The sequence below is a fragment of the Wolbachia endosymbiont of Ctenocephalides felis wCfeT genome (genome assembly GCF_012277295.1).
Lineage (GTDB): Bacteria > Pseudomonadota > Alphaproteobacteria > Rickettsiales > Anaplasmataceae > Wolbachia.
Map to the genome: position 1 here is coordinate 284,039 of NZ_CP051156.1, position 25,522 is coordinate 309,560.

Sequence of the window (25,522 nt, forward strand, 5' to 3'; positions counted from 1 at the left end):
TCCTATTTTTCATACTCTTTTCTTGAAGTTAGTGCTGCTTTCAGCGTTCCTTCATCCAAATAATCAATTTCTCCACCCATTGGTATACCATAGGCAAGGTGTGATATTTTCACATTTAGATTCCTAAGTAACTCAATTATATACTGTGCAGTCACCTGACCCTCCAGCGTTGGATTGATGGCAATAATTATTTCTTCAGTTTTAGATTCTGTTACTCTTTTTAAAATGTTATCAAGATTGAGCTCTTTTGGACCTATGCCATTTATTGCAGACAATCTACCACCTAAAACATGGTACATGCCTAAATATATACTTCCCTTTTCAAGCGCCCATAAATCACCTATTTCTTCTACTATGCAAAGCATTTTGTAGTCGCGTTTTGGATTAGTGCAAATAGCACATGGGGATTTTACATCTAAGTTCCCACAAACTTCGCATTCGATTATACAATCTGCTAATTCTTTAATCATAGATGCAATCGGTAGCATAATTTTTTCTTTGTTTTGGAGTAAATATGTTACCAACCTGCGAGATAATGATGGTCCTAGACTTGGCAGTTTAGAGAAAGCATTAATCAAATTTTTGATATTAATGTTCATTAAGTAAATTCAGAACAGATTATTAAATGTAACATTAAACCCTCTATAAAGAAAGTGAGAAATCTGCTTTTATATGCTAATTTAAATATTAAAATTATTAAATCTTTAACTATTATATTTTATAATGGCTTCATGTTACATTTTCGAAGGATTGTTATTTATAATTTTCTGCTGCAGTAGCTGCAAGAACTGCAATAAGCTTCAGCTGGTGAAGTCTTTTGAGTGGTAAATATAATTTAGTATAAAGTTTTAGGAGATTAATATGTTAAAACATAGTGACAAAAATAGGTATTCTGATGAATTCTCTGACAGATATACTAATAAGAGAATAAGTAAGGAAGGTTTAAATACTAAAATTACTGGGAATATTACCGAACATCAAACCTCTACTGAAGAAGGTAAAACTGAGGATCATATCATCAATGATAAAAAAAGAAGTATCGCAGATATAAAGGACAAAATAGAAGAAAAAATAAAAGAACTGATAGGGGGAGGAGACAAGGGAGAGGGAGGAGATAAGAAAGGGGGAGGTGAAGGAGAAGGTGAGGGTGAAGAAGGTAAGAAGGAGGTAGGGGGAGGTGAAGAAGGAGAAGGAGGTAAGAAGGAGGTAGGAGAAGGTGAAGAAGGAGAAGGTGAAGAAGGTAAGAAGGAGGTAGGGGGAGGAGATAAGAAAGATCAGGCAAGCGAAATCGATAAGATGAGAAAAGAAGTTGAACAGGCAAAAGAAGCGCTTACGCAGTGTAAAATTTCAAAGGCAGAGGCGGAAGCTGAAGCTGCATGTATGAAAAAGATGCTTGAGCAATGTGAAAAAGGGGCTAAGGAAGGTGTAACACATCCTAGCATGAATCAAGAAGAGCTTGATAAAATTAAAGAAGATATTGATGCGGTTAAAAAAGACCTTAGAGGAGTAAAAGATAGTCTTGATGGAGTTATAAAAGATCAAGAGCCTGGACCGGCTTTGTTGCATCGCTCTTTGGATAGGAGGCAATGCATAATAAATTCATAAAGCTATCTCAAATTTAGCCATGCCTATTTCAGTAAATTTGTTCAGCAAATAACACTTGAGTAGCATTTCTTTCTCACGGTTAATCTCAGATTTGTTCCTAAAACTAAACCCAAATGTTTGCTTCAGTCGCGAGAAAAAACTTTCTATATAAGATCTCTTCCCATAATTTATCTCTTTTTTCCACTTCTTCATACCATCTTCACCATATGACTTTATGAACTTGATTGTAGAATTTCTCTCAGCCATATAATCCAGCTTTGGATGCTCCACTGCATTGTTTTGCAGAGGAATTTTTGTCTTTATGCCAAGCTCATTGCACAATTTGTATAACTTCTTTCGATTATATGCTCTGTCTGCATATAGTGTGCTTATATTGTATTTAGCATTAGCCCTTGCAATAAGATCACAGGCTCCATAGTGGTCAGAATAAACTCCACTACTGTATTTTGCAGCTATGACTTTTTTGCTACCTATCTCCAGCATTACATGCAATTTTCTTGTTTGCTTATAGCCACGGTACTTTCTATCTGTACCGTTTGCCTTACTATGGCCTGGAATATTATTGTAGATGCTTATTCCAGTGCTATCTATGGCGATCTCAATATTTTCCATACTGTTTTTATCATGTCTTCGATCATTAATTTTTAAGTTAAGCTTTTTGAATCTTCTGGAAGCCTGGGAATAGCTGATAACTTGCAAATTTTTTCCTATTTGCTCAAGGTATCCCGCTATAAACCCCACCGTTTGTCTTAGGCCTATTCTAAACAAATAAGTTATTATGTGAATTAGAATTACGACTTTATCACTATAAATATTGTTGCCACCGGCCATTTTGGGACTTTTTTTGTACCAATTTTCTATGGCATCGTTGACGTAATAAAAAATATTTCCTCTTTCTTGGAGAAATTTGTTATATTCGTAGCAGTTACTGACTTTCATTTTGACTGGCATATTTTTCCTTTGTCGGTTAAATGCCTGTTTATAATGAATTTTGTCAGTAACTCCCAGTTCTTTTTACTTTAGCTATGCAACAAAGCCGCCTGGACCTGACAAAAATGATCCTGATGAGGTTATAAAAGGTCAAGAGCCTGGGCCTGACAAGAATGATCCTGATGAGGTTATAAAAGATCAAAAGCCTGATCTGGAAAAAGAACAAGGTGATAGTGATACATGTGCCAGTGAAAAAAACAAATCAGCAGGTATTATTATAGCTGAAAAAATTACCGAGGATCATACTTCACATTCAAGATGTGGAAAGTACTCTAAAAAATATGACGAGAAAGAGCAAGTCGGTTATGATGGTTTTCATTCGGCGGATATAGCGGAAATACTTTTTTTTGAAATATATAATAATCCTAAAATTATGAACCTTATAGAAGAAGACAAGTACTATCCTACAAATGCTGTGTTTGCTTTTACAGGTCATATTGAAAGTTCAATTGATAGTTGCATAACTTGTAGAGAGTGCGAATTGACAGAAGAGCCTATCTGTCAAAGCGATAGAACTGTTAAGAGCGTTTGCTTTGTTGGTAGTGGCACTCCAGGGAAGTTTTTTACTAAATCATGCCCTAACTTAGTTAACAAGTCTGATAGTAAGGAGGAAATAACAGTAAGACAAGTTGCACCATTAATACTTATTAAAAATATTAGTTATGAAGATAGAAGTGAATATGATCAAATGTTAGATAAGGAGGGTAATACCACTGGAGCGCATTATACTGACCTACTTGCCTATATAGAGAATGATGGTAACATAACAAGCGATTGTGCGGATGATAATAGATGTCTAGAGTTTGTTGAAATCATGAAAGAAGTTGGATGGTATTCTGGTAAGATGTTAACAATCAAGCCTTCCGAGGAGGAAGTGTCCAGTGATACAAGTAGTTACAGTGTATATCCTTCTGAGAGTGAACTTTTTTAGCAGTAAATCCTGTGAGCAGTAAATGTAATTTAATATAAAGTTTTAGGAAATTCGGTATCCATTCAGCCGGGCGGTAAAATAAAGAGTAGACAAGGAATGCTAAAAAGGTAAACTAGAGTGGCTGTGAGGTAATATGGTTGATCTTTTAGAATTTTGCGAAAGTTTAAGCAGACTATAGAAAAGTTAGAAACAAAAATAGAAGAGCTTAAAGCAGAAAATAAAGCGCTAAGGATCGAAAACGCTGAGTTAAAAGAAAGGCTTGGCTTAAATTCAAAAAATTCATCTATACCAAGCTCCAAAGAATTATATAAGATGAGGGAAAATAAGCCAAAAAGTGACAGGAAAGTAGGAGCACAGGTTGGACATAAAGGCAGTTACCGCCCTAAAATGGAGGCAGATGAGATGGTAAAAATAGAACTGCCCAATACGTGTGAGTGCGGAGGAGAAATTGCGGTATCAAAAGATCCGTATACTCATCAAAAGGTCGATTTGCCGGAAATCAAGCCGTATGTAGTTGAATATTAACTAGAGCATGGACGTTGCAAAAGATGTGGAAAAAGAAAAAGTAGCAAGCTACAAGAAGGAGTAACTGCGGACACATTTGGTCCAAGAGTTAAGTCAGTAATTACAGCATTAAGTGGATTTTACAAGAATTCGAAAAAAGAAGTGGCAAATATTATAAAGGACATTTTCAACCTGGATATCAGCGTCGGTAGTGTATCAAATAGCGAGGCTAGAGTGGCAGAAAAATGCCAAGAAGCATATGAGCAAATTGAGGAAGAGGTAAGCAAGAGCAAAATTTTACATATCGATGAAACTAGCCATTACAACAAAGGTAAACAGGGCTGGTGCTGGATGTTTGCGAGCAAAATAGGAAGTGTGATCAAATTGACAGAGTCAAGAGGGATGAAAGTCCTGGAAAATAGTAAATTTGGAAAGAATAACAACCTAGTAGTGACCGACAGATATGCAGCTTACAACTACTTTTCCAGCAAGAAAAGGCAGGTCTGTTGGGCACATTTAGCAAGAGATTTTGAAAGGTTGTCTCATAGTTGGAATAGCGAAGTGAAAGTTTTGGGGTATTATTTAAGGAATGTTGCTACTGAATTATTTGCATTGAAAAAAGCTCTGTTAAAGGATGAAATAGACACATTAAGGTTCATAAGAAGAGCAAGAAAATTACGCAAGCGAACGAGATATTACTTAAAGAATATATCAAATTTACCCGAGGCAATTGGAGCGTCTCGAGTAGCAAAAAATATCATGAAATCGGATCTGATGATGTGGAAATTTTTGGACGATCCAGAAAATATTCCACTGACAAACAACTATGCTGAGCGACAGATTCGGCATTACGTTGTTTACCGAAAAGTTTCATATTTTACACAATCGAAACGGGGAAATATGTTTCTTGAGAGGATAATTTCATTGTACTTGACTTGGAGGCAAAAGAAGTTAAATCCTTTTCAAAACCTACTGGCTATTGCTTCTTAAGCCATACACCTGAATGGATACACGTAATTCGTTGACCTTTACAGTAAGGGTATGGTTTATTAATTGATAAATTCTGGCATATTTAGTACTATATATTTTTCCTTGACATTTACATTCGGAAAAACTTCCTTAGTAAAAGATAGCATGATGCTTCTTTGACTATCTATAACTAAAATTTCTAGTATATCGTCAGAACCAAAGTTATGTATAGACTTCACATGGCCATATAATTCGTTATTTTCTAGTCTTACTTCCATACCTACAAGATCGCTCTGATAAAACTCATCTTCATCATCTAATTCAGGTAGCTTTTCCCTCTCTATATATAATTTCTTATTTCTGAGCAGCTCTGCTTCATTGCGAGAATTTATCCCATTTATTGCGGCAATCACTAAATTATCACCTATAACAGATATTGAATCTATTTGATAACTCTCATTACCACTTACCAACTCACCATATAGAGAAATATTTTCAGGTTTTTCAGTGAAAGTCTTGATTTTAACTGCTCCTTTAATTCCATGAGGAGAGGTGATAATTCCCAAACATACTAACATATTAATATAATAGCCAATATTGGTCTTTCTGTCCAGCACACCAAAGCTTTTTGCGTTACTCTTTTACGAATGTTTACCCTTAAGAAGCCTAACCCATGCACTCCAATCTCTATCACCAAGATTGCTTTCAAATGAGAGAAGATCTTCTACAGCTTTCGAACAAACTTCCTTATTTGGCATTGATAGCCCTTTATTCATCGCTAAGGTTAAACACTGGGTTTTGCACGCTTGCTCTAAGTGATATGTGTAAAACATAGCTTCTTGTATAGTTCTTCCACATGTAATAGATCCATGATTGCGCATTAACATGACAAAATTTTCTTTTAGATCCGCCGTTAATCTCTTTCCTTCTATACCTTCAAGCGCTAAGGAATTATAGTCATGATAGGATATTTTATTATAAAAGTGCAGCGCCCATTGATTTATGGGAAGCAGGCCATCCTTTAGTGAAGAAATAGCTACGATTGAAGGAGTATGTAAGTGAAAAATTGCCTGAATATCCCTTCTTGCTTGATAAATAAAGCCATGAATTATATACCCAGTTCTATTATACTGATATTCCTTACCTTCAATTACATTTCCATCCAACGATACTTTCATCAACGAACTTTCATTTACCTCATCAAAGCGCATGCCAAAAGGATAAATATAAAATGATTTTTGATCTTCAGAATGCACTGAAAGATGTGTATATGTATGATCATCAAGCTTCAGGTAAGATAAGATATGGTAAGCATGGACCAAATCTTTCTTTAACTTATTTCTTGTTAACAGCATTTCTTATTCGCCTTGAAAGCAAATATTATAGGTAATTCTGTCTACTGAATATACAAATTAGTTTATTACACATTTCTTTTCGTGTATAAGTTTATAGCAGATTTTATGAAAGGTTATTTTTATGAGCGAAACTATAGAAATTAGAGCACCGAAAACTCTTGGTGGTGAGTCGGTTACTGAGGGTATAGTCAAAATAAAGAAAAGTATTGGCGAACCAGTAAAAGTAGATGATTTAATCTTTGAAATTGAAACCGATAAAACAGCACTCGAGTTAACTGCTGAAGCTTCAGGGCAAATAGCTGAGTTCCTTGTTAAGGAAGATGATGTCATTAGTCCTGATCAGTTATTAGCAAGGCTTTCCATCGGAGAGATAAAAGAAGAAGTAAAAAAAGAGAGTAATAATGAAACCAAGAAGGATGCTCCTTCTGCTCGTAAAATCATGGAAGAAAATAATATAAATCCAGAAAGTGTCAAGGGAACCGGCATGAGTGGCAGAGTTACCAAAGACGATGTAGTGGATCATATGAATAAAGCTGAGCAACCTGCAGTAAAACAATCTGAGCCAAGAAAAAGTGTAGAAGGCAGAGAACGAAGAGAGAAAATGAGCAAAATAAGGCAAGTAATTGCTGCTCGTTTAAAGGCATCACAAAACACTGCTGCAATACTCACAACATTCAACGAAGTTGATATGAAGAATGTGATGGATTTAAGGGCTCAATATAAGGAAGCTTTCGAAAAGAAATACGGAATAAAATTAGGATTTATGTCATTCTTCATAAAAGCTGCAATACAGGCACTGAAAGAAATTCCTGAAATTAATGCTGAAATTTCAAAAGATGAAATCATATATAAAAATTACTATGATATAGGTGTTGCTGTTGGAACTGACAAAGGCCTTGTTGTACCGGTTATCCGAAATGCTGATCAGATGTCCTTTGCTGAAATAGAGCTTACCTTGGTTGACCTTGGTAAAAAAGCTCGTGATGGTAAATTACAAGTGTCAGAAATGGAAGGTGCAACATTCACAGTTTCAAATGGAGGAGTATATGGTTCACTTCTTTCTACTCCAATAATAAACCCTCCACAATCTGGAATACTTGGTATGCATTCAATACAGAACAGACCAGTTGCTGTAGGTAATTCCATAGAAATTAGACCTATGATGTACATTGCCTTATCCTATGATCACAGAATAGTGGATGGTAAGGGAGCAGTTACTTTTCTTGTGAAAATGAAGAACTACATAGAAGATCCAAACAGGTTGGTTCTGGAAGTATAGTTATTGGCTTGATGCAAAAAGCTAAAAAGGTAGTATTACATAAATTTGCATACTTCAATACAAGCAATGACACCATCCTGAATTGGAGCTACTAAAGTATCCATTCAGCCGGGCGGTAAAATAAAGAGTAGACAAGGAATGCTAAAAAGGTAAACTAGAGTGGCTGTGAGGTAATATGGTTGATCTTTTAGAATTTTGCGAAAGTTTAAGCAGACTATAGAAAAGTTAGAAACAAAAATAGAAGAGCTTAAAGCAGAAAATAAAGCGCTAAGGATCGAAAACGCTGAGTTAAAAGAAAGGCTTGGCTTAAATTCAAAAAATTCATCTATACCAAGCTCCAAAGAATTATATAAGATGAGGGAAAATAAGCCAAAAAGTGACAGGAAAGTAGGAGCACAGGTTGGACATAAAGGCAGTTACCGCCCTAAAATGGAGGCAGATGAGATGGTAAAAATAGAACTGCCCAATACGTGTGAGTGCGGAGGAGAAATTGCGGTATCAAAAGATCCGTATACTCATCAAAAGGTCGATTTGCCGGAAATCAAGCCGTATGTAGTTGAATATCAACTAGAGCATGGACGTTGCAAAAGATGTGGAAAAAGAAAAAGTAGCAAGCTACAAGAAGGAGTAACTGCGGACACATTTGGTCCAAGAGTTAAGTCAGTAATTACAGCATTAAGTGGATTTTACAAGAATTCGAAAAAAGAAGTGGCAAATATTATAAAGGACATTTTCAACCTGGATATCAGCGTCGGTAGTGTATCAAATAGCGAGGCTAGAGTGGCAGAAAAATGCCAAGAAGCATATGAGCAAATTGAGGAAGAGGTAAGCAAGAGCAAAATTTTACATATCGATGAAACTAGCCATTACAACAAAGGTAAACAGGGCTGGTGCTGGATGTTTGCGAGCAAAATAGGAAGTGTGATCAAATTGACAGAGTCAAGAGGGATGAAAGTCCTGGAAAATAGTAAATTTGGAAAGAATAACAACCTAGTAGTGACCGACAGATATGCAGCTTACAACTACTTTTCCAGCAAGAAAAGGCAGGTCTGTTGGGCACATTTAGCAAGAGATTTTGAAAGGTTGTCTCATAGTTGGAATAGCGAAGTGAAAGTTTTGGGGTATTATTTAAGGAATGTTGCTACTGAATTATTTGCATTGAAAAAAGCTCTGTTAAAGGATGAAATAGACACATTAAGGTTCATAAGAAGAGCAAGAAAATTACGCAAGCGAACGAGATATTACTTAAAGAATATATCAAATTTACCCGAGGCAATTGGAGCGTCTCGAGTAGCAAAAAATATCATGAAATCGGATCTGATGATGTGGAAATTTTTGGACGATCCAGAAAATATTCCACTGACAAACAACTATGCTGAGCGACAGATTCGGCATTACGTTGTTTACCGAAAAGTTTCATATTTTACACAATCGAAACGGGGAAATATGTTTCTTGAGAGGATAATTTCATTGTACTTGACTTGGAGGCAAAAGAAGTTAAATCCTTTTCAAAACCTACTGGCTATTGCTTCTTAAGCCATACACCTGAATGGATACTTCTGATTTAGTAAATGAACACCAAGAATTTGATTTCAATCCTTGTTACTTTATATAGCTAAATTTTATAGAGGAAGTCTTCTTCCTCTATATGCTTTATTTTTGTGCAGATAAGCGCTTGTTTATAACCTTTATTTTCTATTTCTTCAGTGTATAATATTAAAATAAAGGTTTGCAACAGAGCTATGCAAAAAATAATTACTAATATATTTGCAAGAGAAATTTTAGATAGCAGAGGTTTTCCAACCGTTGAAGTAGAAGTTGAGCTTTCAGGTGGTGCAAAAGGTAGAGCATCAGTGCCATCTGGAGCTTCAACAGGTAAACTTGAAGCATTGGAGCTCAGAGATCAAGATGAAAAAAGATATTGCGGTAAAGGGGTGCTAAAGGCTGTGCAAGCTGTAAATGGAACAATAGCAGATAAAATCATCGGAATGTATGCAGCAGATCAAGGAACGATAGATGCAACATTAATTGCACTGGATAGCACAAATAACAAATCTAAGCTTGGAGCAAATGCAACGCTAGGAGTATCTCTTGCAGTTGCAAAAGCAGCAGCAAATAGCTTTGAAATACCTTTATACAAGTATTTGGGAGGTGAAAAGGCAAATATTATGCCAGTACCACTAATTAACATAATTAATGGCGGAGTGCATGCAGACAATAAACTTGATTTTCAAGAGTTTATGATTCTTCCTATCGGGGCTGGAACTTTTAGTGAAGCAATTAGAATGTCTGCTGAGGTATTTCATAACTTATGTAAGATTCTTAAGAGCAAAGGCTACAGCACAAATGTCGGGGACGAAGGAGGTTTTGCACCGAATATTGAAAGCACTGAAGAGGCGCTTGATTTAATAATACATGCAATAGAATCTGCAGGTTACTCAATGAAAAGTCACTTTGCACTAGGTCTTGATGTTGCTTCATCTACTTTTTATGACAATAAAGTTTATAAATTTGAAAATAAAGAACTCACCGCAGAAGAATTGACTGAACATTATTGTAATCTCGTGGAAAAATATCCGATAGTTTCTATAGAAGATGCAATGGGTGAAGATGATTATGACGGTTGGAAATTACTTACTGAAAAATTGGGGAATAAAGTCCAATTAGTTGGAGATGATTTATTTGTTACAAATTGTGAGCTAATTAGCAAAGGAATAGAACAGAAAATGGCAAATGCTGTATTAATCAAACCAAATCAGATAGGAACATTAACAGAAACTTTTGCTGCTATTGAAATGGCAAAATCGCATGATTACAAAGCCATTATTTCCCATCGCTCAGGCGAAACAGAGGATACAACGATATCTCATATAGCAGCTGCATCAAATTGCGGACAAATAAAAACCGGTTCGTTGTCGCGTTCTGATAGGCTTGCAAAATATAATGAGTTACTCAGAATTGAGAGTGTTTTGGGAAAAGACGCTGAATATTATCATGGATTAGCATGGCCTTCATCGACGAAGTAAAATTGTATCTAAAAGCAGGTAATGGCGGTAATGGTTGTGTTAGTTTTCGCCGGGAAAAATTCCTTGAATTTGGTGGTCCAAATGGAGGTAATGGAGGAAAGGGTGGAGACATAATTTTCATCAGCGATGCGAATCTTAATACCTTGCTCAACTTTCGTTATATGAAACACATAAAAGCAATGAGCGGGAAACATGGTGCAAATTGGGATAGATCTGGATTATCAGGAAAAAATACTATACTTAAAGTTCCAGTTGGTACACAAATAATCGACGAAGAAAGTGAAGATTTAATAATTGATTTAGACAAACCAGATATGGAATTTAAGGTAGCACAAGGTGGAAAAGGTGGGCTTGGAAACACCAATTTTAAATCCTCCACTAACAAAGCACCAAGGCGCTTTACTTACGGCCAACCAGGTGAGGAAAAATATGTATTATTAAAGCTAAAAATCTTATCAGATGTTGGCATTATCGGAATGCCAAATGCAGGTAAATCAAAATTTTTAACTCGCTGCTCAAATGCAGATACTAGAGTGGGTGATTATCCATTTACCACTATCAGGCCTCATTTGGGTGTTGCAAGAGTAGATGATGGTGAAGTTGTGATAGCAGATATCCCAGGAATAATCACTGATGCTCACCTTGGAGTTGGACTGGGGCACAAATTTTTAAAACATATAGAAAGGTGTAAAATTCTTCTTCATTTAATTGATGTAACTAGTGAGGATATTATTTCAGTTTACAATTGCACACATAATGAGCTAGAGCTTTACAACAGCGAACTTGTTGAAAAAGAAGAAATTATTGTATTAAACAAGTGTGACTTACTGGACGATGCAGAAATTTTAGAAAAAAAGAATAACTTAGCTAAATATCTTAATAAAGAGATATTATGTTTATCAATTACTGATGACCTACAACCTATATTAAGATTATTAAGTAAAAAATTAAGGAAAATTACGTATCCATTCAGCCGGGCGGTAAAATAAAGAGTAGACAAGGAATGCTAAAAAGGTAAACTAGAGTGGCTGTGAGGTAATATGGTTGATCTTTTAGAATTTTGCGAAAGTTTAAGCAGACTATAGAAAAGTTAGAAACAAAAATAGAAGAGCTTAAAGCAGAAAATAAAGCGCTAAGGATCGAAAACGCTGAGTTAAAAGAAAGGCTTGGCTTAAATTCAAAAAATTCATCTATACCAAGCTCCAAAGAATTATATAAGATGAGGGAAAATAAGCCAAAAAGTGACAGGAAAGTAGGAGCACAGGTTGGACATAAAGGCAGTTACCGCCCTAAAATGGAGGCAGATGAGATGGTAAAAATAGAACTGCCCAATACGTGTGAGTGCGGAGGAGAAATTGCGGTATCAAAAGATCCGTATACTCATCAAAAGGTCGATTTGCCGGAAATCAAGCCGTATGTAGTTGAATATCAACTAGAGCATGGACGTTGCAAAAGATGTGGAAAAAGAAAAAGTAGCAAGCTACAAGAAGGAGTAACTGCGGACACATTTGGTCCAAGAGTTAAGTCAGTAATTACAGCATTAAGTGGATTTTACAAGAATTCGAAAAAAGAAGTGGCAAATATTATAAAGGACATTTTCAACCTGGATATCAGCGTCGGTAGTGTATCAAATAGCGAGGCTAGAGTGGCAGAAAAATGCCAAGAAGCATATGAGCAAATTGAGGAAGAGGTAAGCAAGAGCAAAATTTTACATATCGATGAAACTAGCCATTACAACAAAGGTAAACAGGGCTGGTGCTGGATGTTTGCGAGCAAAATAGGAAGTGTGATCAAATTGACAGAGTCAAGAGGGATGAAAGTCCTGGAAAATAGTAAATTTGGAAAGAATAACAACCTAGTAGTGACCGACAGATATGCAGCTTACAACTACTTTTCCAGCAAGAAAAGGCAGGTCTGTTGGGCACATTTAGCAAGAGATTTTGAAAGGTTGTCTCATAGTTGGAATAGCGAAGTGAAAGTTTTGGGGTATTATTTAAGGAATGTTGCTACTGAATTATTTGCATTGAAAAAAGCTCTGTTAAAGGATGAAATAGACACATTAAGGTTCATAAGAAGAGCAAGAAAATTACGCAAGCGAACGAGATATTACTTAAAGAATATATCAAATTTACCTGAGGCAATTGGAGCGTCTCGAGTAGCAAAAAATATCATGAAATCGGATCTGATGATGTGGAAATTTTTGGACGATCCAGAAAATATTCCACTGACAAACAACTATGCTGAGCGACAGATTCGGCATTACGTTGTTTACCGAAAAGTTTCATATTTTACACAATCGAAACGGGGAAATATGTTTCTTGAGAGGATAATTTCATTGTACTTGACTTGGAGGCAAAAGAAGTTAAATCCTTTTCAAAACCTACTGGCTATTGCTTCTTAAGCCATACACCTGAATGGATACTATTCACCAGTTAGGGTTAAAAGTTAAATTGTAAACCAGCTTCAATATTATGAGTCGAGATATCATCTGCTACAGGTATTGGAATGCTGAAATAGCGATAGCCAAGAAAGGTTCTTATTTCTGGAATTATCGAATAACTAACACCAAGTTTTATTTGATAAGCAAACCAAGGAACATTCATTGGCATTAGTTCCTCAGGCGATCCATTAAACTTCTTTAGTCTGAAAACTGTCGGTCCAACACCCAGACCAATATACGGAGTACATTTTGCATCTTTAGTATTAGGATTATAATACAAATTCAATAAAAATGCAAATATACCTGCCGTTTCATCAAATATTTTATTTTCACTACTATCCTTGATTTTTACTTTAGAATACATAGCTTCAAAATCAACTTGACCGTTTTCTCCAGCATAATAACCTAAAGCTATGCTGTTTAACCATTGAAAATCAATTTCACCTTTAAAGTTCTCAATACTCTTAATTTCTTTTGCTGCTATAAATTCTATAATTGTATTTTTAGTTAAAGTTGACACTCTTTTTCCTATTGTCTTTATACCTTCTACAAGTATTTCTGAATTATCGTGATATACTTTACCGCTATTGGCGCTGACATAAAAGTTAAGTTTTTTTGTTTGTTTTTTTTCGGGTAACTTATTGCTAAAAATGTTTGTGAAGTTGGATCTCTTGCGACATCTAGTCTCTGATTGGTGTCGAACACTTTTTAGATGCATTTTTTGCTTGTCTTTTCCTAAACCTTTTTTGCCACAAATTGGTTTTTTATTAATTTTTTTAGGCTCTCGATTCAGTACTTCTTCTGTAAAAGTTTCTTCAGTATCAGTTTCCAATCTTAAATCAGTTGGTTGTTCTGCATAGATATTAGAAAACACAGTTAAAGCCAAAAACAAAGTGATAGATCTTTTAGTCATACTTACAATTTATAGTATAATTACTATGTCATATATTTTACTAGCGTGCAAAATTAATTAAAGAATATTGCCAACAAGATAATTATTTTCTACGCCTTTAACACTAATTTCAACGATATTTTTAGCTTCAGCTTTAAGTTTTACTAGTGCAAAATTTTCTGCTCTACCAATATTATTTTGTTCAACTAGCACATTTTGTTTAGTGCCTATCAAAGATTGATAGAAATCATTCACCATTTCTTTATTTACTTCCCTTAAATGTTTTACTCGCTCTTTACGCACATTTTCTGGTACTTGTGGCATTCGTGCAGCAGGTGTATTTTTCCGTTCTGAATACGGAAAAGCATGCAAGTAAACTATATTAATCTCTTTTAAGAGATCAATTGTATCTTGAAACATCTCATCAGTTTCTGTAGGAAATCCAGCAATAATATCAGCACCAAATGCTATACTAGGTCTAAAATTTTTCACTTTATAATAAAAATCTATAGCTTGCTCTCTGTTGTGACGGCGCTTCATTCTCTTTAGAATTAAATTATTACCAGACTGGAGACTTAAATGTAAATGAGGCATAAACCTTGGTTCATTTGCTATTAAATCCATCAATTCACTGTCCACTTCAGCAACATCAATTGAAGAAAGCCTGAGTCTTTTTAGCTCTGGCACATCTTTTAAAACCCTTCTAATCATAAAACCGAGCGATGGCTTATCAAATAAGTCTATTCCATAATCTGTAATATCCACTCCAGTAAACACCACTTCCTGATAGCCATTTTCTATAAAAACTCTAATTTGTTCTATAATATTACTTATCGGTACGGATCTATTGTCTCCTCTTGCCAAGGTAATTGAACAAAACGTGCAGTTGTGATTACAACCATTTTGAATCTCAATAAACGCCCTTGATTTATCTTCAAATTTATTGAGTAAAACAGGTTCTATTTGACTTGTTTTAGTATCACTTACTAATATTTTTTCGCTGCCATTTAGCAAATAATTTTCGGCCTTGAGTTTATCCTGATTACCCAATACTTTACTTACACCAGGAATATTACTATAGCTTTCAGGATCTAGTTGAACAGCGCAACCAACAACAATAATTTCCTTACTTGGGTCATCTTTATAAATCTTACGTATTTTTTGCTTTACTTGGCGTTCAGCTTCATTTGTTACGGCGCAACTGTGCACCACAATAACATTTTCTCTTTCTACTTTTTTTAAAGCCTCCTTGATCAATTCACTCTCATAAAAATTCAGGCGACAACCAAATGTTATTACTTCATTCATTTTAACATACTTTAATGATTTAATTATTATATCAGATAAAATCATTAAGCCTATTCGTTTACCATTTGAAAATTTCCCCTTTAGAAACTGAAGAGCCTTCAACTTTGCAGAGTTTCGACTAAAAGACCATACAATTTATCTTATGATTATCCTTTTAGCATTTCTTGCTTACTCTTTATCTTACTACTGGGTTGAGCGGATATCTGAGTTTTAATTATATTGTTTGTAGACTTCACAGCTAGAACCTCAAACTTCGAGCTAGTATTCAAAAATGCTTCAATAGATTTACCAAAAAATTCATATCTCCAATTCTCAAATAATCTACCTTTTTGTTCATATATTGATTCGATTAACTCATCTTTTGAAGCAACTAATTTTCTTGATATGTTATTTTCCTTACATTGACTTTCTAAAATAATTGACAGTATATCAAACACAGACTTGTCGTAATTTACTGATGCAACATCGTCCTGTTGCACCAAGTTCCTTTCATTTTCATTAAAAATGTCTATAAATTCCAACAGATCTTCTTCTTTTATATTCTTAGTATTTTTCTTAAGAATATCCAAAACTTCATCAACACGTTTCACGTTTTTTTCAATCAAACGAGTTATTATTGAATTATTGACTACCTTATTACGATTCATATTACAACGCTGTGCTAAAGTCTCTTGCCATTCAGTAACTGCCTTAATAGTTACCGGATTTGCTTCACAATCAAATTTTATTCTCTTCCATGCGTTTTTAGGATTATGTAAATACTTATTTATGTCAGTCACAGATTCCATCTCTTCTTGAAACCAACTGATTCTGTTATTTTCTTCAAGCTTATCGTTCAAAATCTGATACAGGTAGTATAAGTGTGTAACATCATTTATTGCATAGTCTAGCTGGTCTTCAGATAATGGCCGTTTTAACCAGTCTGAATTTTTAGCTTTGATTTTATCTAGTACTACACCTCGATATTTTTCTACTACCTTTGAATAGCCAATGAAATCATGATAATAATAACAAAACATAGCAGCAACCTGAGTATCAAAAATAGGAGCAGGAATACATTTGAATACAGTCAATAAGGATTCTATGTCCTGACGACAACTATGAAATACTTTGATAATATCTTGAGAGAGTAATAGCTCCTTAATTGGTGATAGGTCTATTTCTGGTGCCAATGCATCTACAATGAAATTTCTCTCTCCATAAGAAATCTGTATTAATGATAATTTAGGATAGTAAGCTAGATTATTCCTAATAAATTCCGTGTCAACTGCTATAAACTTAGGTTCTTTTGCCGTTAATTCTTCGCATATACTTTTTAACTTTGGTGTTGTACTAATTAGCATATATCACTTATATTTTATTTTTTAATCAATTGCTATGAATGCTTTAGCTTGAGACTTAAACCACAGCAGAATGCACAGTTTTGCCAGAAACGATAGTGCGTGTTACATATCCCTTTACCTTACGTCCGTCAAAAGGAGAATTCTTTGATTTACTAGCAAAGTTTTCAGTTTTAATTTTCCACTCATGATCCAAATCAACTAAAATTAAGTCTGCAGCAAGATTTTTTTGTATGCGCCCACGTGGCACATGTATAATATCTGCAGATTTATATGTTAGTTTTGCCAGAACATCAAACAAGCTCATTTGTCCACTATGGTAAAGCTCAAGTGAAAGGGGAAGCATTGTTTCAAGGCCAACAATACCAAATGCGGCATTTTCAAGCGGCAGGTCCTTAGAGCTGCGGTCGTGCGGAGCATGATCAGTAGCTATACAATCAATAACACCGGTTTTTAGGCCTTCAACCATAGCTAAACGGTCTTCTTCAGTGCGAAGTGGCGGATTCATTTTTGCAATTGCTCCGTGTTGCTTTACTATATCTTCAGTAAGAGTAAAGTGATGAGGAGTAACCTCACAAGTAACGTTGAGCCCCAAATCTTTTGCCTGCTTGATAGCATCAAGTGAATCTTTTGAAGAAACGTGCAAAATATGATAGTGCACATCTCTTATGTCTTTCATGAGCAAAATATCACGACTTACCATAACTGATTCTGATGCACTTATGATTCCTTTTACTCCTAGCTCTTCAGAAATTTTTCCTTCGTTGATTGCACCACCTGCAGATAGATTTAAGTCCTCTGCATGTTGGGCAATAGGGACGTTCAACATGCTTGAATAGAGTAACGCCTGCCTCATGATCATAGGATTCATAACTGGCATGCCATCATCAGTAAATCCAACTGCACCTGCTTCTTTCAAAAGTGCCATTTCAGTCAATTTTTCTTCTGAAGTGGTAATTTTTGCATAAAATTCAACATTGACGTGTGATGTCTCAAGTGTTCTATATTTCAAGTATTGAGCCAGGAGTACACTATCGATTGCTGGAACGGTGTTTGGTTGACAAACTACGGTTGTAACACCTCCTGCAGCCGCAGATTTACTGCCTGTATATATAGTTTCCTTATGCTCTTGACCTGGTTCACGAAAATGCACATGAATATCAACAAGACCTGGCATGAGCACAAGCCCTTTGCAGTCTATAATTTCATCAATTCCGCTTGGAGTGCCATCCGAAAATAGAGACTCACCAAAATCAACAATTCTATTCCCTTCAGTAAGGAGTGAGCCTTTTATGTCAAGTCTAGATTCGGGGTCAATAATACGAGCATTTGTATAGGCAATTTTATAGCCTTCTTTCTGTCCTGTTTGTAGTAAATTCCAAGTTTGAGTCATTAGATCTTTAAATGTTAAATAAATTTAAAGCCTTTTTTAATAAAACGCAATTGAATTAGAATATAGTCTTCGGCTGTTCACCGATTGTTTATTACTTGCATGTTATATTGAGAATATTTTAGTTGGTAAAGTGGGGCATGAAAAGTAAACGTTCTTCCAGTGGTTTTAAGACTGGTGCAAAACTTGGTATTTATGCCTATATTGCAAGTATAATCTTGGGGCCAGCACTTCTTATGATTGCTCCTCCTTTATTTCTTTTGCCAGCCGCCTTGCTTGTTATGAATCCCGTAGCTTGTATAGGATTTGGGATAGCCGTTACGCTAATGTCTGGAGTAGGTGGAATGATTGGTAAAGCCATTTACGAAGAAGTAGTGAAACCCTTAGCTAACTCCTTTACGGATTTCATTAACGAAAAAATACACAAATCTTTGATCAATTTAGCTAATTCAATTAAAAATTTCATTGGTGAGAAAATAGGCAAGCCTATAGCTAATTTAGCCAATTCAGTTAAAAATTTTATTAGTGAAAAAGTAGGAAAACCTTTAAGTCACCTGATAACAAAAGATTTTTAGTGAAAAGGAGGAGAGCAAAGGAACTACCGCCTTAGGCAACACAGCGAGAGTTGCATCAACAGTTCTGGCCTTTTTATTGCTTGGTCCCATAGGTGGTCTAGTAGTGGGAGCTTTAGCGCTAGCAGACTATGCATCAAACGGTAGGCTCTCTGTAGCAGGAAAAATATTTCGTCTGGTATAGGAAACATCTTAAAAAGTACATTAACAGGAGAGCCTTCATCACATGAAAAAAAGCAGATAGATGCTTTTAAACAGGACCTATATGTGAAGGAACACAATAATTTTAAAGGTTTTAACAATAAAGTTAAAGCTCAGGCTAAAGAACTTGGCAAGGAGTTTAAAGAAGTAGTAGTAAACAACAAAGTAACTCAAAACAAGGTCAATGATACTTCAAAGCAACAAGGTATAGGACGCTATTAATGCTTACTTTCCTACACTCAAAGTTATTTAACTAAGCTCTGGCTTAGGCCCTAGCTGAGTGACAAATAGATCCCTATTACTTGTGTCAGGAATAGGATCACTCACAGATTCTGTTTTAGATAATGCATTGTTTACATAATCAAGTACAACCGAATTAAGCACAGCCTGATCCTTGCCTGGCTCTTGACTACGTTCTCCAAGTATTAATGACGTAAGAACTAGTGCAAAGCCCACTGTAAACACCACAAGAGATCCAATAAGAATCTCCATAATAGCTAATACCGGAAATGATAGCATTAAACTCCATCCTAATATACCTAAAGACGTTATCGTGATACTTTTAATATAGTATTTTCTGTTTTCTTTTTTTATGTAGGAATCTACTGATGGCTTAACGCCTTCTAAAAGTGAGAAATCTACAATAATCATAGCCTTTTCTTCAGGAGTTAGCTTATTACACTTTAGTATCAACTTAGCTCCTGAAAAATTTTCCCTTATTTTCTCAAGAAAACGATTGCGGTCATCTTTTTCTTGAGGTGTGATATTCTTTTTGAGACAGAGGAGTTTTCTCTTTTCTGCAATTCTTAGATTACTTCCAACTATTAACTGAACCTCATCTTTATATGTAGGCGCCCGCGTTATCCAGCTGCTTGCCATTTTACTTAGCTTATCTATCATATCCTCATTCAGAAGAGAAGCAGTACCAGTTGCCGATCTACATGTCACAGCACCTTCCGACAAGTTTTTAGCAGTATCCCTTCGAAAATATCCCCTATTTTCGATTCTTAATGTATTGCTTCTTATACCTTTCAGACATTGACCGTCCATCACACTAGCATATATACGGTTTTCTGCATATGCGCGTGTACGAAGCTCTTGATAAGTATTGTTATTAGACAAGTAATTAAAAAGCTCATCTTCATTTGCAATTAAGAATTGATAGTATGAAATTTTGCTATTGCCGATTTTATTATTTTGCATTTCCTGCAACTCATTTTTGCAATCATCCCAAAAAGCAGAAAGTTCAGCATTATTGGTGACGCTTTTTAATTTTTCTGCTTGAGGGTTGTGTGATACAAAGTATGGAATTAGAATTTTTACTGACTCTCTATCGGCAACATCTACAACAGTATCTCCTTTCTTATCTCTTATGTTAGGGTTCACTCCTTTTGCAAGTAGAAACTTTATTATTCCAATATCCCATCGTCTTACAGCATGACGTAAAATAATTTCTCCATTTTTATCTGTTGAATTAATTGGAAAAGGGTACTTATCAGGGTTTTGTAGTATATCTTTGGTGTCCTGCCCATTATTATCATACGGAACCATTTTGAAAACTAAATTTTTTACAGTCTCTTCATCTAATCTACCAAATTTACCATCATTGTAAGATTTTACTAAGGCATTAAAGACATTAGAATGAAAGTCATTAACTTTAATTTTTACTTGATTTAGAAATTGTAATAGGGCAAGAGCTTCTAAGCCTTCAACTCCAATGTTGTCTGGATGTGAATACAGTGAACTAAAATCCAGTGAAGTAAGATTTACGAGCTTAGCAGCTAATAATGCTTTTATACCTTTATTTCCAATCTTGTTGCCACCTAATTTCAGTTTAACAAGTTTTGAAAGATTAGTTATTACATCTACACCTTCAGCTCTAATGTCGTTTTCATACAAATCTAGCTCAGTAAGTTCTGAGAAATTAGCTAATGCCTTTGCACCTTTAGCTGTAATTTTGTTTCCACTTAACCTCAGTTTAACAAGTTTTGAAAGATTACCATTACCTAGTGCCTCTACGCCTTCATCTTCAATCTCGTTTCCATCTAAATCTAGTTCAGTAAGTTCTGAAAGATTACCACTAGCTAGTTCCTTTACACCTTCAGCTCTGAGTTTGTTTCCACTTAATCTCAGTTTAACAAGTTTTGAAAGATTAGTTAGTGCCCTCGCAGTTGTAATTTCGTTACAACTCAAATCCAGTTCAATAAGATTTGGAAGATTATCAGCTATTACCTTTAAGCCTTCATCTCTAATTTTGTTTTTACTTAAATTTAGTTTAGTAAGATTTGGAAAATTCTTAGCTAGAACTGGAACTAATTCTTTAATATCATCGTCACTAACTCCGCAAAAATGCAAATCGAGCTCTTTAACATTGTGTTTAGTGCTATATTGATTTAAAAATTCTATTAATGCCTTTATATTCCACTTACTACCGCTGCGGCGTATAATTAAAACACTACCTAAAGTACAACTTCTGAAATATCTTTCCATATCATTAAGATTCGTCTCAGTATTCATTCCACTTCTCCATTAAAAATATTATTACTAATATAAATATTTTATCTAATATTTTAACTTTTATCAATCTTTTTAAGTATGTAGAGGATTTTGGATATGCTCAAGTTATTGTAGAAAGGTATGGCGGACGGAATGGGATTTGAACCCATGGTATGCTTATCACATACGTCAGTTTTCAAGACTGGTGCCTTAAACCGCTCGGCCATCCGTCCATTTTTTTTCTATCACAATATTAAGCTTTAGGCAATCTATAATTATTTCTGGGCAAGGCCAAATTCTAGTTTACTTGAAGTCTATTAGCTGTTATTTCTTTTAAACACATTGTGTTTAAATACTTATAACATGTTTAGAGTTTTTTCTAAAATTTTATTTATATTTACAGCTTTAGTTCTTGGTTTTCTGGTGGCATATAATGCTGAAGCTAAATCTAAAGTGCATCTAAGTAAGAGATATATACCACCTGGTAACCCTGGAGGTAAAGATTTTCATACAGATGAAGAGTTTGCTGAGTCATATAAGTTATATGAAAAGCGTAGAGAGCTCCTTAAGAAAAAGAAACTACAAGATCGAGCAAATGCTCGTGTAAGTAAGGAAGATCTAATTGAAAAGTTAAAAGAGAAAAGAATTGCCAGCGAGTTAAGTGATGATGCAGAAGCTTGCGTAGTAGATGATGAAGATGATGATATGGTAAATCAACATGGCATTAATATAGCACGTCTAAAAGGTGCTGTGTTTATAGATCAAGACTATGATTTCCAAGATGAGAATGAGCAGCAATACAGTCAACAAAAAGGAGTTAGGAAAGAAGTAAAGAATGCTGCTTCAACACGAGAAAAAAAAATTTCTCCTGTAAATGTCACTATAAAAGAAACCCCATCAAAGGGAATGTGCTCACATGATTCCATTGCTAATCTAAATAGTACAGATATTGATAAGCAATACAGTTTGAATGGTTCAGATTCATTTAAAAGCGTGATTGACACATCAGAGTAGCCTTTGTATATTGAATTTGTAATATTGGCTGTGTAAAATCTATGTATTATCTAGTAAATGGTGAGGTGTTAACTGTCAATAGACATAGGACTCACGTTGTTGAAGTAGGAAAAGTAAAGATAGGAGGAGATAACCCAATAGTTGTGCAGTCTATGGCGCTTGGTGTGCATATAGATTCTGATAATATAAAAAATGACTCCAAAAAGTATGCAAAAGAAATAATAGAACTGGAACGTGCAGGTTCAGAGCTAGTAAGAATTGCTTTGAACTCAGAAGAAGTGGCAAGAGCGATACCTTATATAGTAGAAGAAATAAGTAAAGAAGGTTTAGATAATAAGATATTGGTAGGCTGTGGGCAATATGAGTTGGATAAGCTAATTCAAGATTATCCAGATAATATCAAAATGCTGGGTAAAATTAGAATAAATCCAGGCAATATAGGTTTTGGCGACAAACGTGACGAGAAATTCGAGAGAGTTATAAAATATGCAGTAAAGCATAATATTCCTATCAGAATTGGAGTAAATTTGGGCAGTCTTGACAAATATTTGTCACAAAAACTTATGGATGAAAATTCTTTGTCTAGTAATCCAAAATCCTCTGATGTCATATTGCGCAAAGCGCTTATTATGTCAGCCTTAAGTAGCGCAAAAAAAGCCGAAGAGATTGGCCTCAGTCCAGATAAGATAATCATTTCTTGCAAAGTTAGCAAAGTACAGGATTTAATCTCAGTTTATACAGCACTTGCAAAATCATCTAACTACGCACTGCATTTAGGTTTAACTGAAGCTGGTATGGGGAATAAAGGTGTGATTAATACAACAGCAGGCCTGACTTATTTGCTGCAAAATGGTATTGGAGATACCATCAGAGCTTCTTTAACCCAGCGCCCTGGTGAATCGCGTACTGATGAGGTGATAGTATGTCAGGAAATATTGCAGTCAATAGGTTTGCGTTATTTTAATCCTCAAGTAAATTCATGCCCTGGCTGTGGACGTACAAGTAGTGATAATTTTCGCATATTAACTGAAAAAGTAAATGATTACATAAAAGATTGCATGCCAATATGGAAACATGATCATCCAGGTGTAGAGCGTATGAGTGTTGCCGTTATGGGGTGCATAGTAAATGGTCCTGGAGAAAGCAAGCATGCAAATTTGGGAATCAGCCTTCCTGGTTATGGAGAGAGACCCGTTTCAGCAGTTTATAAGGATGGTAAATACTTTAAAACCTTGCAAGGTGACAATATTTTTGAAGAGTTTAAGGTGATTATTAGTAAGTATGTGGAAGAGCATTACGCATACAAATAGTAGATCTTTTGCACTATAATCTTATAGTAGAAGTTATAGCTATATAGTAAATCTATTAACTATTAATATGAACAGTAATATGAGTAAATCACAATTAGTTAAAGAGGTATTTGATTCTGTAGCAGGTTGCTATGACATCATGAACGACATAATGAGCATAGGGATGCACAGGCTATGGAAAGAAAAGGTAGTAAATAGCATGTGCTTTTCCAGAGATACCAAGGTTTTAGATGTTGCTGGAGGAACTGGAGATATAGCAGTCAGGATAGCAAAAAGGGAACCTAGTGCTAAGGTTACAGTGTGTGATATAAATCAAAATATGCTGAATAAAGGACGTGATAGGGCAGTAAATTCAAATATGCTAAACCTTGATTGGGTATGTGCGGATGCAGAAAATTTGCCATTTGCAGATTCAGAATTTGATTATTGCACAATAGCATTTGGTATTCGAAATGTTTCTGATCGTAAGAAAGCACTAGGTGAAATATATAGAGTATTAAAGCCAAGTGGAAAATTTCTCTGCTTAGAATTTGCTCCCATGCATTACCAAAATAAGGCATTTACTAAACTTTATGACTTGTATTCATTTGAAGTGATTCCAAGAGTTGGCAGCATAGTTGCAAAAGACAAGAGTGCTTATGAATATTTAGTAAAAAGTATAAGAGAATTCCCAACACAAGTTGATTTTAAAGTGGAAATTGAAGAAGTGGGTTTTAAGAATGTTGAGTTTCATAATATGAGTTATGGAATAGTGGCATTACATATTGGAACAAAATGAAAGTTAAGTTCTGGCTAGATTATTATTTAATCCTTCCAGTAATTTTCCTTCTTATTATAAGCTTTATTCTTGTTTACTCGGCTAGCCCAGCAATTGCACAGCGTCTTTCTTTATCGCAAGATTATTTCATAAAGCGTCATATAATTTACATAGCTTTGTCATTAATTACCTTAATAACATTTGCTTCTTTTAATACACAAGTCATACGTAACCTTTCATTCTTTGGTTTTGTTTTATTTGTTACTTTAATGGTAGCTGCAATTGTTCTAGGTATAGAGGCAAAAGGCGCTAAAAGATGGTTATATATTTTTAAAGTATCAATTCAACCATCTGAATTTATGAGATCTTTCTTTTCGATTGTGATAGCCAGCATTTTGGCAAGTGAAGTAAAATTTAAAGTACATATGTCTACTGCAATATTTCTATTAGTTTTTGTTCTTCTGCTAATGCAGCCTGATTTTAGTATGTCTATGCTTTTGACGTATTCTTTTATCAGTCAGATGTTTATTGCATGTATACCATTTTTATACTTTTTATGTATAGGGGGAATGGTTACAATCGGAATTATATCAGCTTATTTATGTCTTCCACACATAAAACAGAGAATCTATAATTTTCTTTTTTTTGCTCAGCGCGATAATTTTCAGATCACAAAATCATTAGAAGCATTTAAAAAAGGTCAATTAACTGGAGTTGGTCCTGGTGAAGGTAGCGTAAAGATGGTTCTTCCTGATTGCCATACGGATTTTGTATTTTCTGTTCTGGCTGAAGAGTTTGGCTTGGTTATGTGCTTGGTTACACTGATATTATTTGGCATAATCTCTGCCCGCCTTCTTTATCTTATATATAAAGAAGATGAATTGTTTAATCTACTGGTAATTTTTGGTATATCAATTCAATTCATAACACAGTTAATAATAAATATAGGAGTAACATTGAGCATTTTTCCCACTACTGGTATAACCTTACCGTTCCTTAGTTATGGCGGCTCTTCCCTTTTATCTTCAAGTATTGCTATCGGCATTATGTTATCTTTTAGTAGAAAACAAGCCATTGCATTAAATTTTAACGAGCGTATTATTACTAGAATAGCAAAACTTTAGTTACTGAAAATTTTCATTT

General features: G+C 34.9%; 20 protein-coding genes, 1 tRNA gene and 3 pseudogenes. 14 read left to right on the forward strand and 10 right to left on the reverse strand.

Features of this window, described 5'->3' with window-relative positions:
• Positions 1 to 2: 2 nt before the first annotated feature.
• Positions 3 to 599, reverse strand: a complete 597-nt coding sequence (gene recR / locus HF197_RS01380) for a recombination mediator RecR (RefSeq protein WP_168463979.1) — start codon at positions 597 to 599, stop codon at positions 3 to 5.
• A gap of 262 nt (positions 600 to 861) precedes the next feature.
• Between recR and HF197_RS01385 the strand changes: the two genes are divergently transcribed.
• On the forward strand, positions 862 to 1,605 hold the full coding sequence (locus HF197_RS01385) for a hypothetical protein (RefSeq protein WP_168463980.1): 744 nt from the start codon (positions 862 to 864) through the stop codon (positions 1,603 to 1,605).
• Here the strand turns inward: HF197_RS01385 and HF197_RS01390 are convergent.
• Positions 1,600 to 2,556, reverse strand: coding sequence for an IS5 family transposase (locus HF197_RS01390; protein ID WP_168463981.1), 957 nt, complete (start codon positions 2,554 to 2,556; stop codon positions 1,600 to 1,602). The two genes, HF197_RS01385 and HF197_RS01390, sit on opposite strands and share 6 nt — an antisense overlap.
• Positions 2,557 to 2,596: 40 nt before the next feature.
• Between HF197_RS01390 and HF197_RS01395 the strand changes: the two genes are divergently transcribed.
• Both HF197_RS01395 and tnpC (HF197_RS01400) read left to right on the forward strand, forming a co-directional pair.
• Positions 2,597 to 3,526 (forward strand): hypothetical protein, encoded by a 930-nt coding sequence (locus HF197_RS01395; protein ID WP_168463982.1) that lies wholly within the window; start codon positions 2,597 to 2,599, stop codon positions 3,524 to 3,526.
• A gap of 133 nt (positions 3,527 to 3,659) precedes the next feature.
• Positions 3,660 to 5,020, forward strand: a pseudogene (tnpC, locus tag HF197_RS01400) (IS66 family transposase).
• A 59-nt stretch (positions 5,021 to 5,079) separates the two neighbouring features.
• On the opposite strand, the gene rimM reads toward tnpC (HF197_RS01400), so the two are convergent.
• Together rimM and HF197_RS01410 are read right to left on the reverse strand one after the other, a co-directional pair.
• Positions 5,080 to 5,577, reverse strand: a complete 498-nt coding sequence (rimM, locus tag HF197_RS01405) for a ribosome maturation factor RimM (RefSeq protein ID WP_168464862.1) — start codon at positions 5,575 to 5,577, stop codon at positions 5,080 to 5,082.
• Between the two features lie 63 nt (positions 5,578 to 5,640).
• Positions 5,641 to 6,354 (reverse strand): class II aldolase/adducin family protein, encoded by a 714-nt coding sequence (locus tag HF197_RS01410; RefSeq protein WP_168463983.1) that lies wholly within the window; start codon positions 6,352 to 6,354, stop codon positions 5,641 to 5,643.
• A 121-nt stretch (positions 6,355 to 6,475) separates the two neighbouring features.
• On the opposite strand from HF197_RS01410, the gene odhB reads away from it, so the two are divergent.
• The 5 genes and pseudogenes from odhB to tnpC (HF197_RS01435) all read left to right on the forward strand — a co-directional run bounded on the left by odhB (position 6,476) and on the right by tnpC (HF197_RS01435) (position 13,060).
• Complete coding sequence (gene odhB, locus HF197_RS01415) at positions 6,476 to 7,633, forward strand: 2-oxoglutarate dehydrogenase complex dihydrolipoyllysine-residue succinyltransferase (RefSeq protein ID WP_168463984.1); 1,158 nt, start codon at positions 6,476 to 6,478, stop codon at positions 7,631 to 7,633.
• Positions 7,634 to 7,808: 175 nt separating this feature from the next.
• Positions 7,809 to 9,169 (forward strand): annotated as a pseudogene (gene tnpC, locus HF197_RS01420) (IS66 family transposase).
• Between the two features lie 206 nt (positions 9,170 to 9,375).
• Positions 9,376 to 10,659 (forward strand): phosphopyruvate hydratase, encoded by a 1,284-nt coding sequence (eno, locus tag HF197_RS01425; protein ID WP_168463985.1) that lies wholly within the window; start codon positions 9,376 to 9,378, stop codon positions 10,657 to 10,659.
• Positions 10,638 to 11,648 (forward strand): Obg family GTPase CgtA, encoded by a 1,011-nt coding sequence (gene cgtA, locus HF197_RS01430; RefSeq protein ID WP_168463986.1) that lies wholly within the window; start codon positions 10,638 to 10,640, stop codon positions 11,646 to 11,648. The genes eno and cgtA overlap by 22 nt, the downstream gene beginning before the upstream one ends.
• Before the next feature lie 51 nt (positions 11,649 to 11,699).
• Positions 11,700 to 13,060: pseudogene (gene tnpC / locus HF197_RS01435) on the forward strand (IS66 family transposase).
• Between the two features lie 37 nt (positions 13,061 to 13,097).
• Here the strand turns inward: tnpC (HF197_RS01435) and HF197_RS01440 are convergent.
• The 4 genes from HF197_RS01440 to HF197_RS01455 all read right to left on the reverse strand — a co-directional run bounded on the left by HF197_RS01440 (position 13,098) and on the right by HF197_RS01455 (position 18,032).
• The gene (locus tag HF197_RS01440) at positions 13,098 to 14,012 is read right to left on the reverse strand and encodes an outer membrane protein (protein WP_168463987.1); all 915 of its coding nucleotides are present in this window, start codon (positions 14,010 to 14,012) and stop codon (positions 13,098 to 13,100) included.
• A gap of 57 nt (positions 14,013 to 14,069) precedes the next feature.
• Complete coding sequence (gene mtaB / locus HF197_RS01445; RefSeq protein ID WP_168463988.1) at positions 14,070 to 15,299, reverse strand: tRNA (N(6)-L-threonylcarbamoyladenosine(37)-C(2))-methylthiotransferase MtaB; 1,230 nt, start codon at positions 15,297 to 15,299, stop codon at positions 14,070 to 14,072.
• Between the two features lie 146 nt (positions 15,300 to 15,445).
• On the reverse strand, positions 15,446 to 16,642 hold the full coding sequence (locus HF197_RS01450; protein ID WP_168463989.1) for a ribonuclease D: 1,197 nt from the start codon (positions 16,640 to 16,642) through the stop codon (positions 15,446 to 15,448).
• Positions 16,643 to 16,697: 55 nt separating this feature from the next.
• Positions 16,698 to 18,032, reverse strand: a complete 1,335-nt coding sequence (locus HF197_RS01455; RefSeq protein ID WP_168463990.1) for a dihydroorotase — start codon at positions 18,030 to 18,032, stop codon at positions 16,698 to 16,700.
• Between the two features lie 137 nt (positions 18,033 to 18,169).
• On the opposite strand from HF197_RS01455, the gene HF197_RS01460 reads away from it, so the two are divergent.
• Positions 18,170 to 18,604, forward strand: a complete 435-nt coding sequence (locus tag HF197_RS01460; RefSeq protein WP_168463991.1) for a hypothetical protein — start codon at positions 18,170 to 18,172, stop codon at positions 18,602 to 18,604.
• A gap of 264 nt (positions 18,605 to 18,868) precedes the next feature.
• A complete protein-coding gene (locus HF197_RS01465) occupies positions 18,869 to 19,024 on the forward strand; it encodes a hypothetical protein (RefSeq protein ID WP_168463992.1) in 156 nt (51 codons plus the stop codon).
• Positions 19,025 to 19,051: 27 nt separating this feature from the next.
• Here the strand turns inward: HF197_RS01465 and HF197_RS01470 are convergent, their stop codons facing one another.
• Together HF197_RS01470 and HF197_RS01475 are read right to left on the reverse strand one after the other, a co-directional pair.
• A complete protein-coding gene (locus HF197_RS01470) occupies positions 19,052 to 21,319 on the reverse strand; it encodes a hypothetical protein (protein WP_168463993.1) in 2,268 nt (755 codons plus the stop codon).
• A gap of 121 nt (positions 21,320 to 21,440) precedes the next feature.
• Positions 21,441 to 21,531 (reverse strand) — tRNA-Ser (locus HF197_RS01475).
• Positions 21,532 to 21,661: 130 nt separating this feature from the next.
• On the opposite strand from HF197_RS01475, the gene HF197_RS01480 reads away from it, so the two are divergent.
• The 4 genes from HF197_RS01480 to HF197_RS01495 all read left to right on the forward strand — a co-directional run bounded on the left by HF197_RS01480 (position 21,662) and on the right by HF197_RS01495 (position 25,503).
• Entirely contained in the window at positions 21,662 to 22,312 is a 651-nt protein-coding gene (locus HF197_RS01480; RefSeq protein ID WP_168463994.1) for a TRP75-related protein, read from the forward strand.
• Between the two features lie 41 nt (positions 22,313 to 22,353).
• A complete protein-coding gene (gene ispG, locus HF197_RS01485) occupies positions 22,354 to 23,622 on the forward strand; it encodes a flavodoxin-dependent (E)-4-hydroxy-3-methylbut-2-enyl-diphosphate synthase (protein ID WP_168463995.1) in 1,269 nt (422 codons plus the stop codon).
• Positions 23,623 to 23,701: 79 nt separating this feature from the next.
• The gene (gene ubiE / locus HF197_RS01490) at positions 23,702 to 24,400 is read left to right on the forward strand and encodes a bifunctional demethylmenaquinone methyltransferase/2-methoxy-6-polyprenyl-1,4-benzoquinol methylase UbiE (protein WP_168464863.1); all 699 of its coding nucleotides are present in this window, start codon (positions 23,702 to 23,704) and stop codon (positions 24,398 to 24,400) included.
• Complete coding sequence (locus HF197_RS01495) at positions 24,397 to 25,503, forward strand: FtsW/RodA/SpoVE family cell cycle protein (protein ID WP_168463996.1); 1,107 nt, start codon at positions 24,397 to 24,399, stop codon at positions 25,501 to 25,503. Before ubiE ends, HF197_RS01495 begins: the two co-directional genes overlap by 4 nt.
• Positions 25,504 to 25,522: the final 19 nt, after the last annotated feature.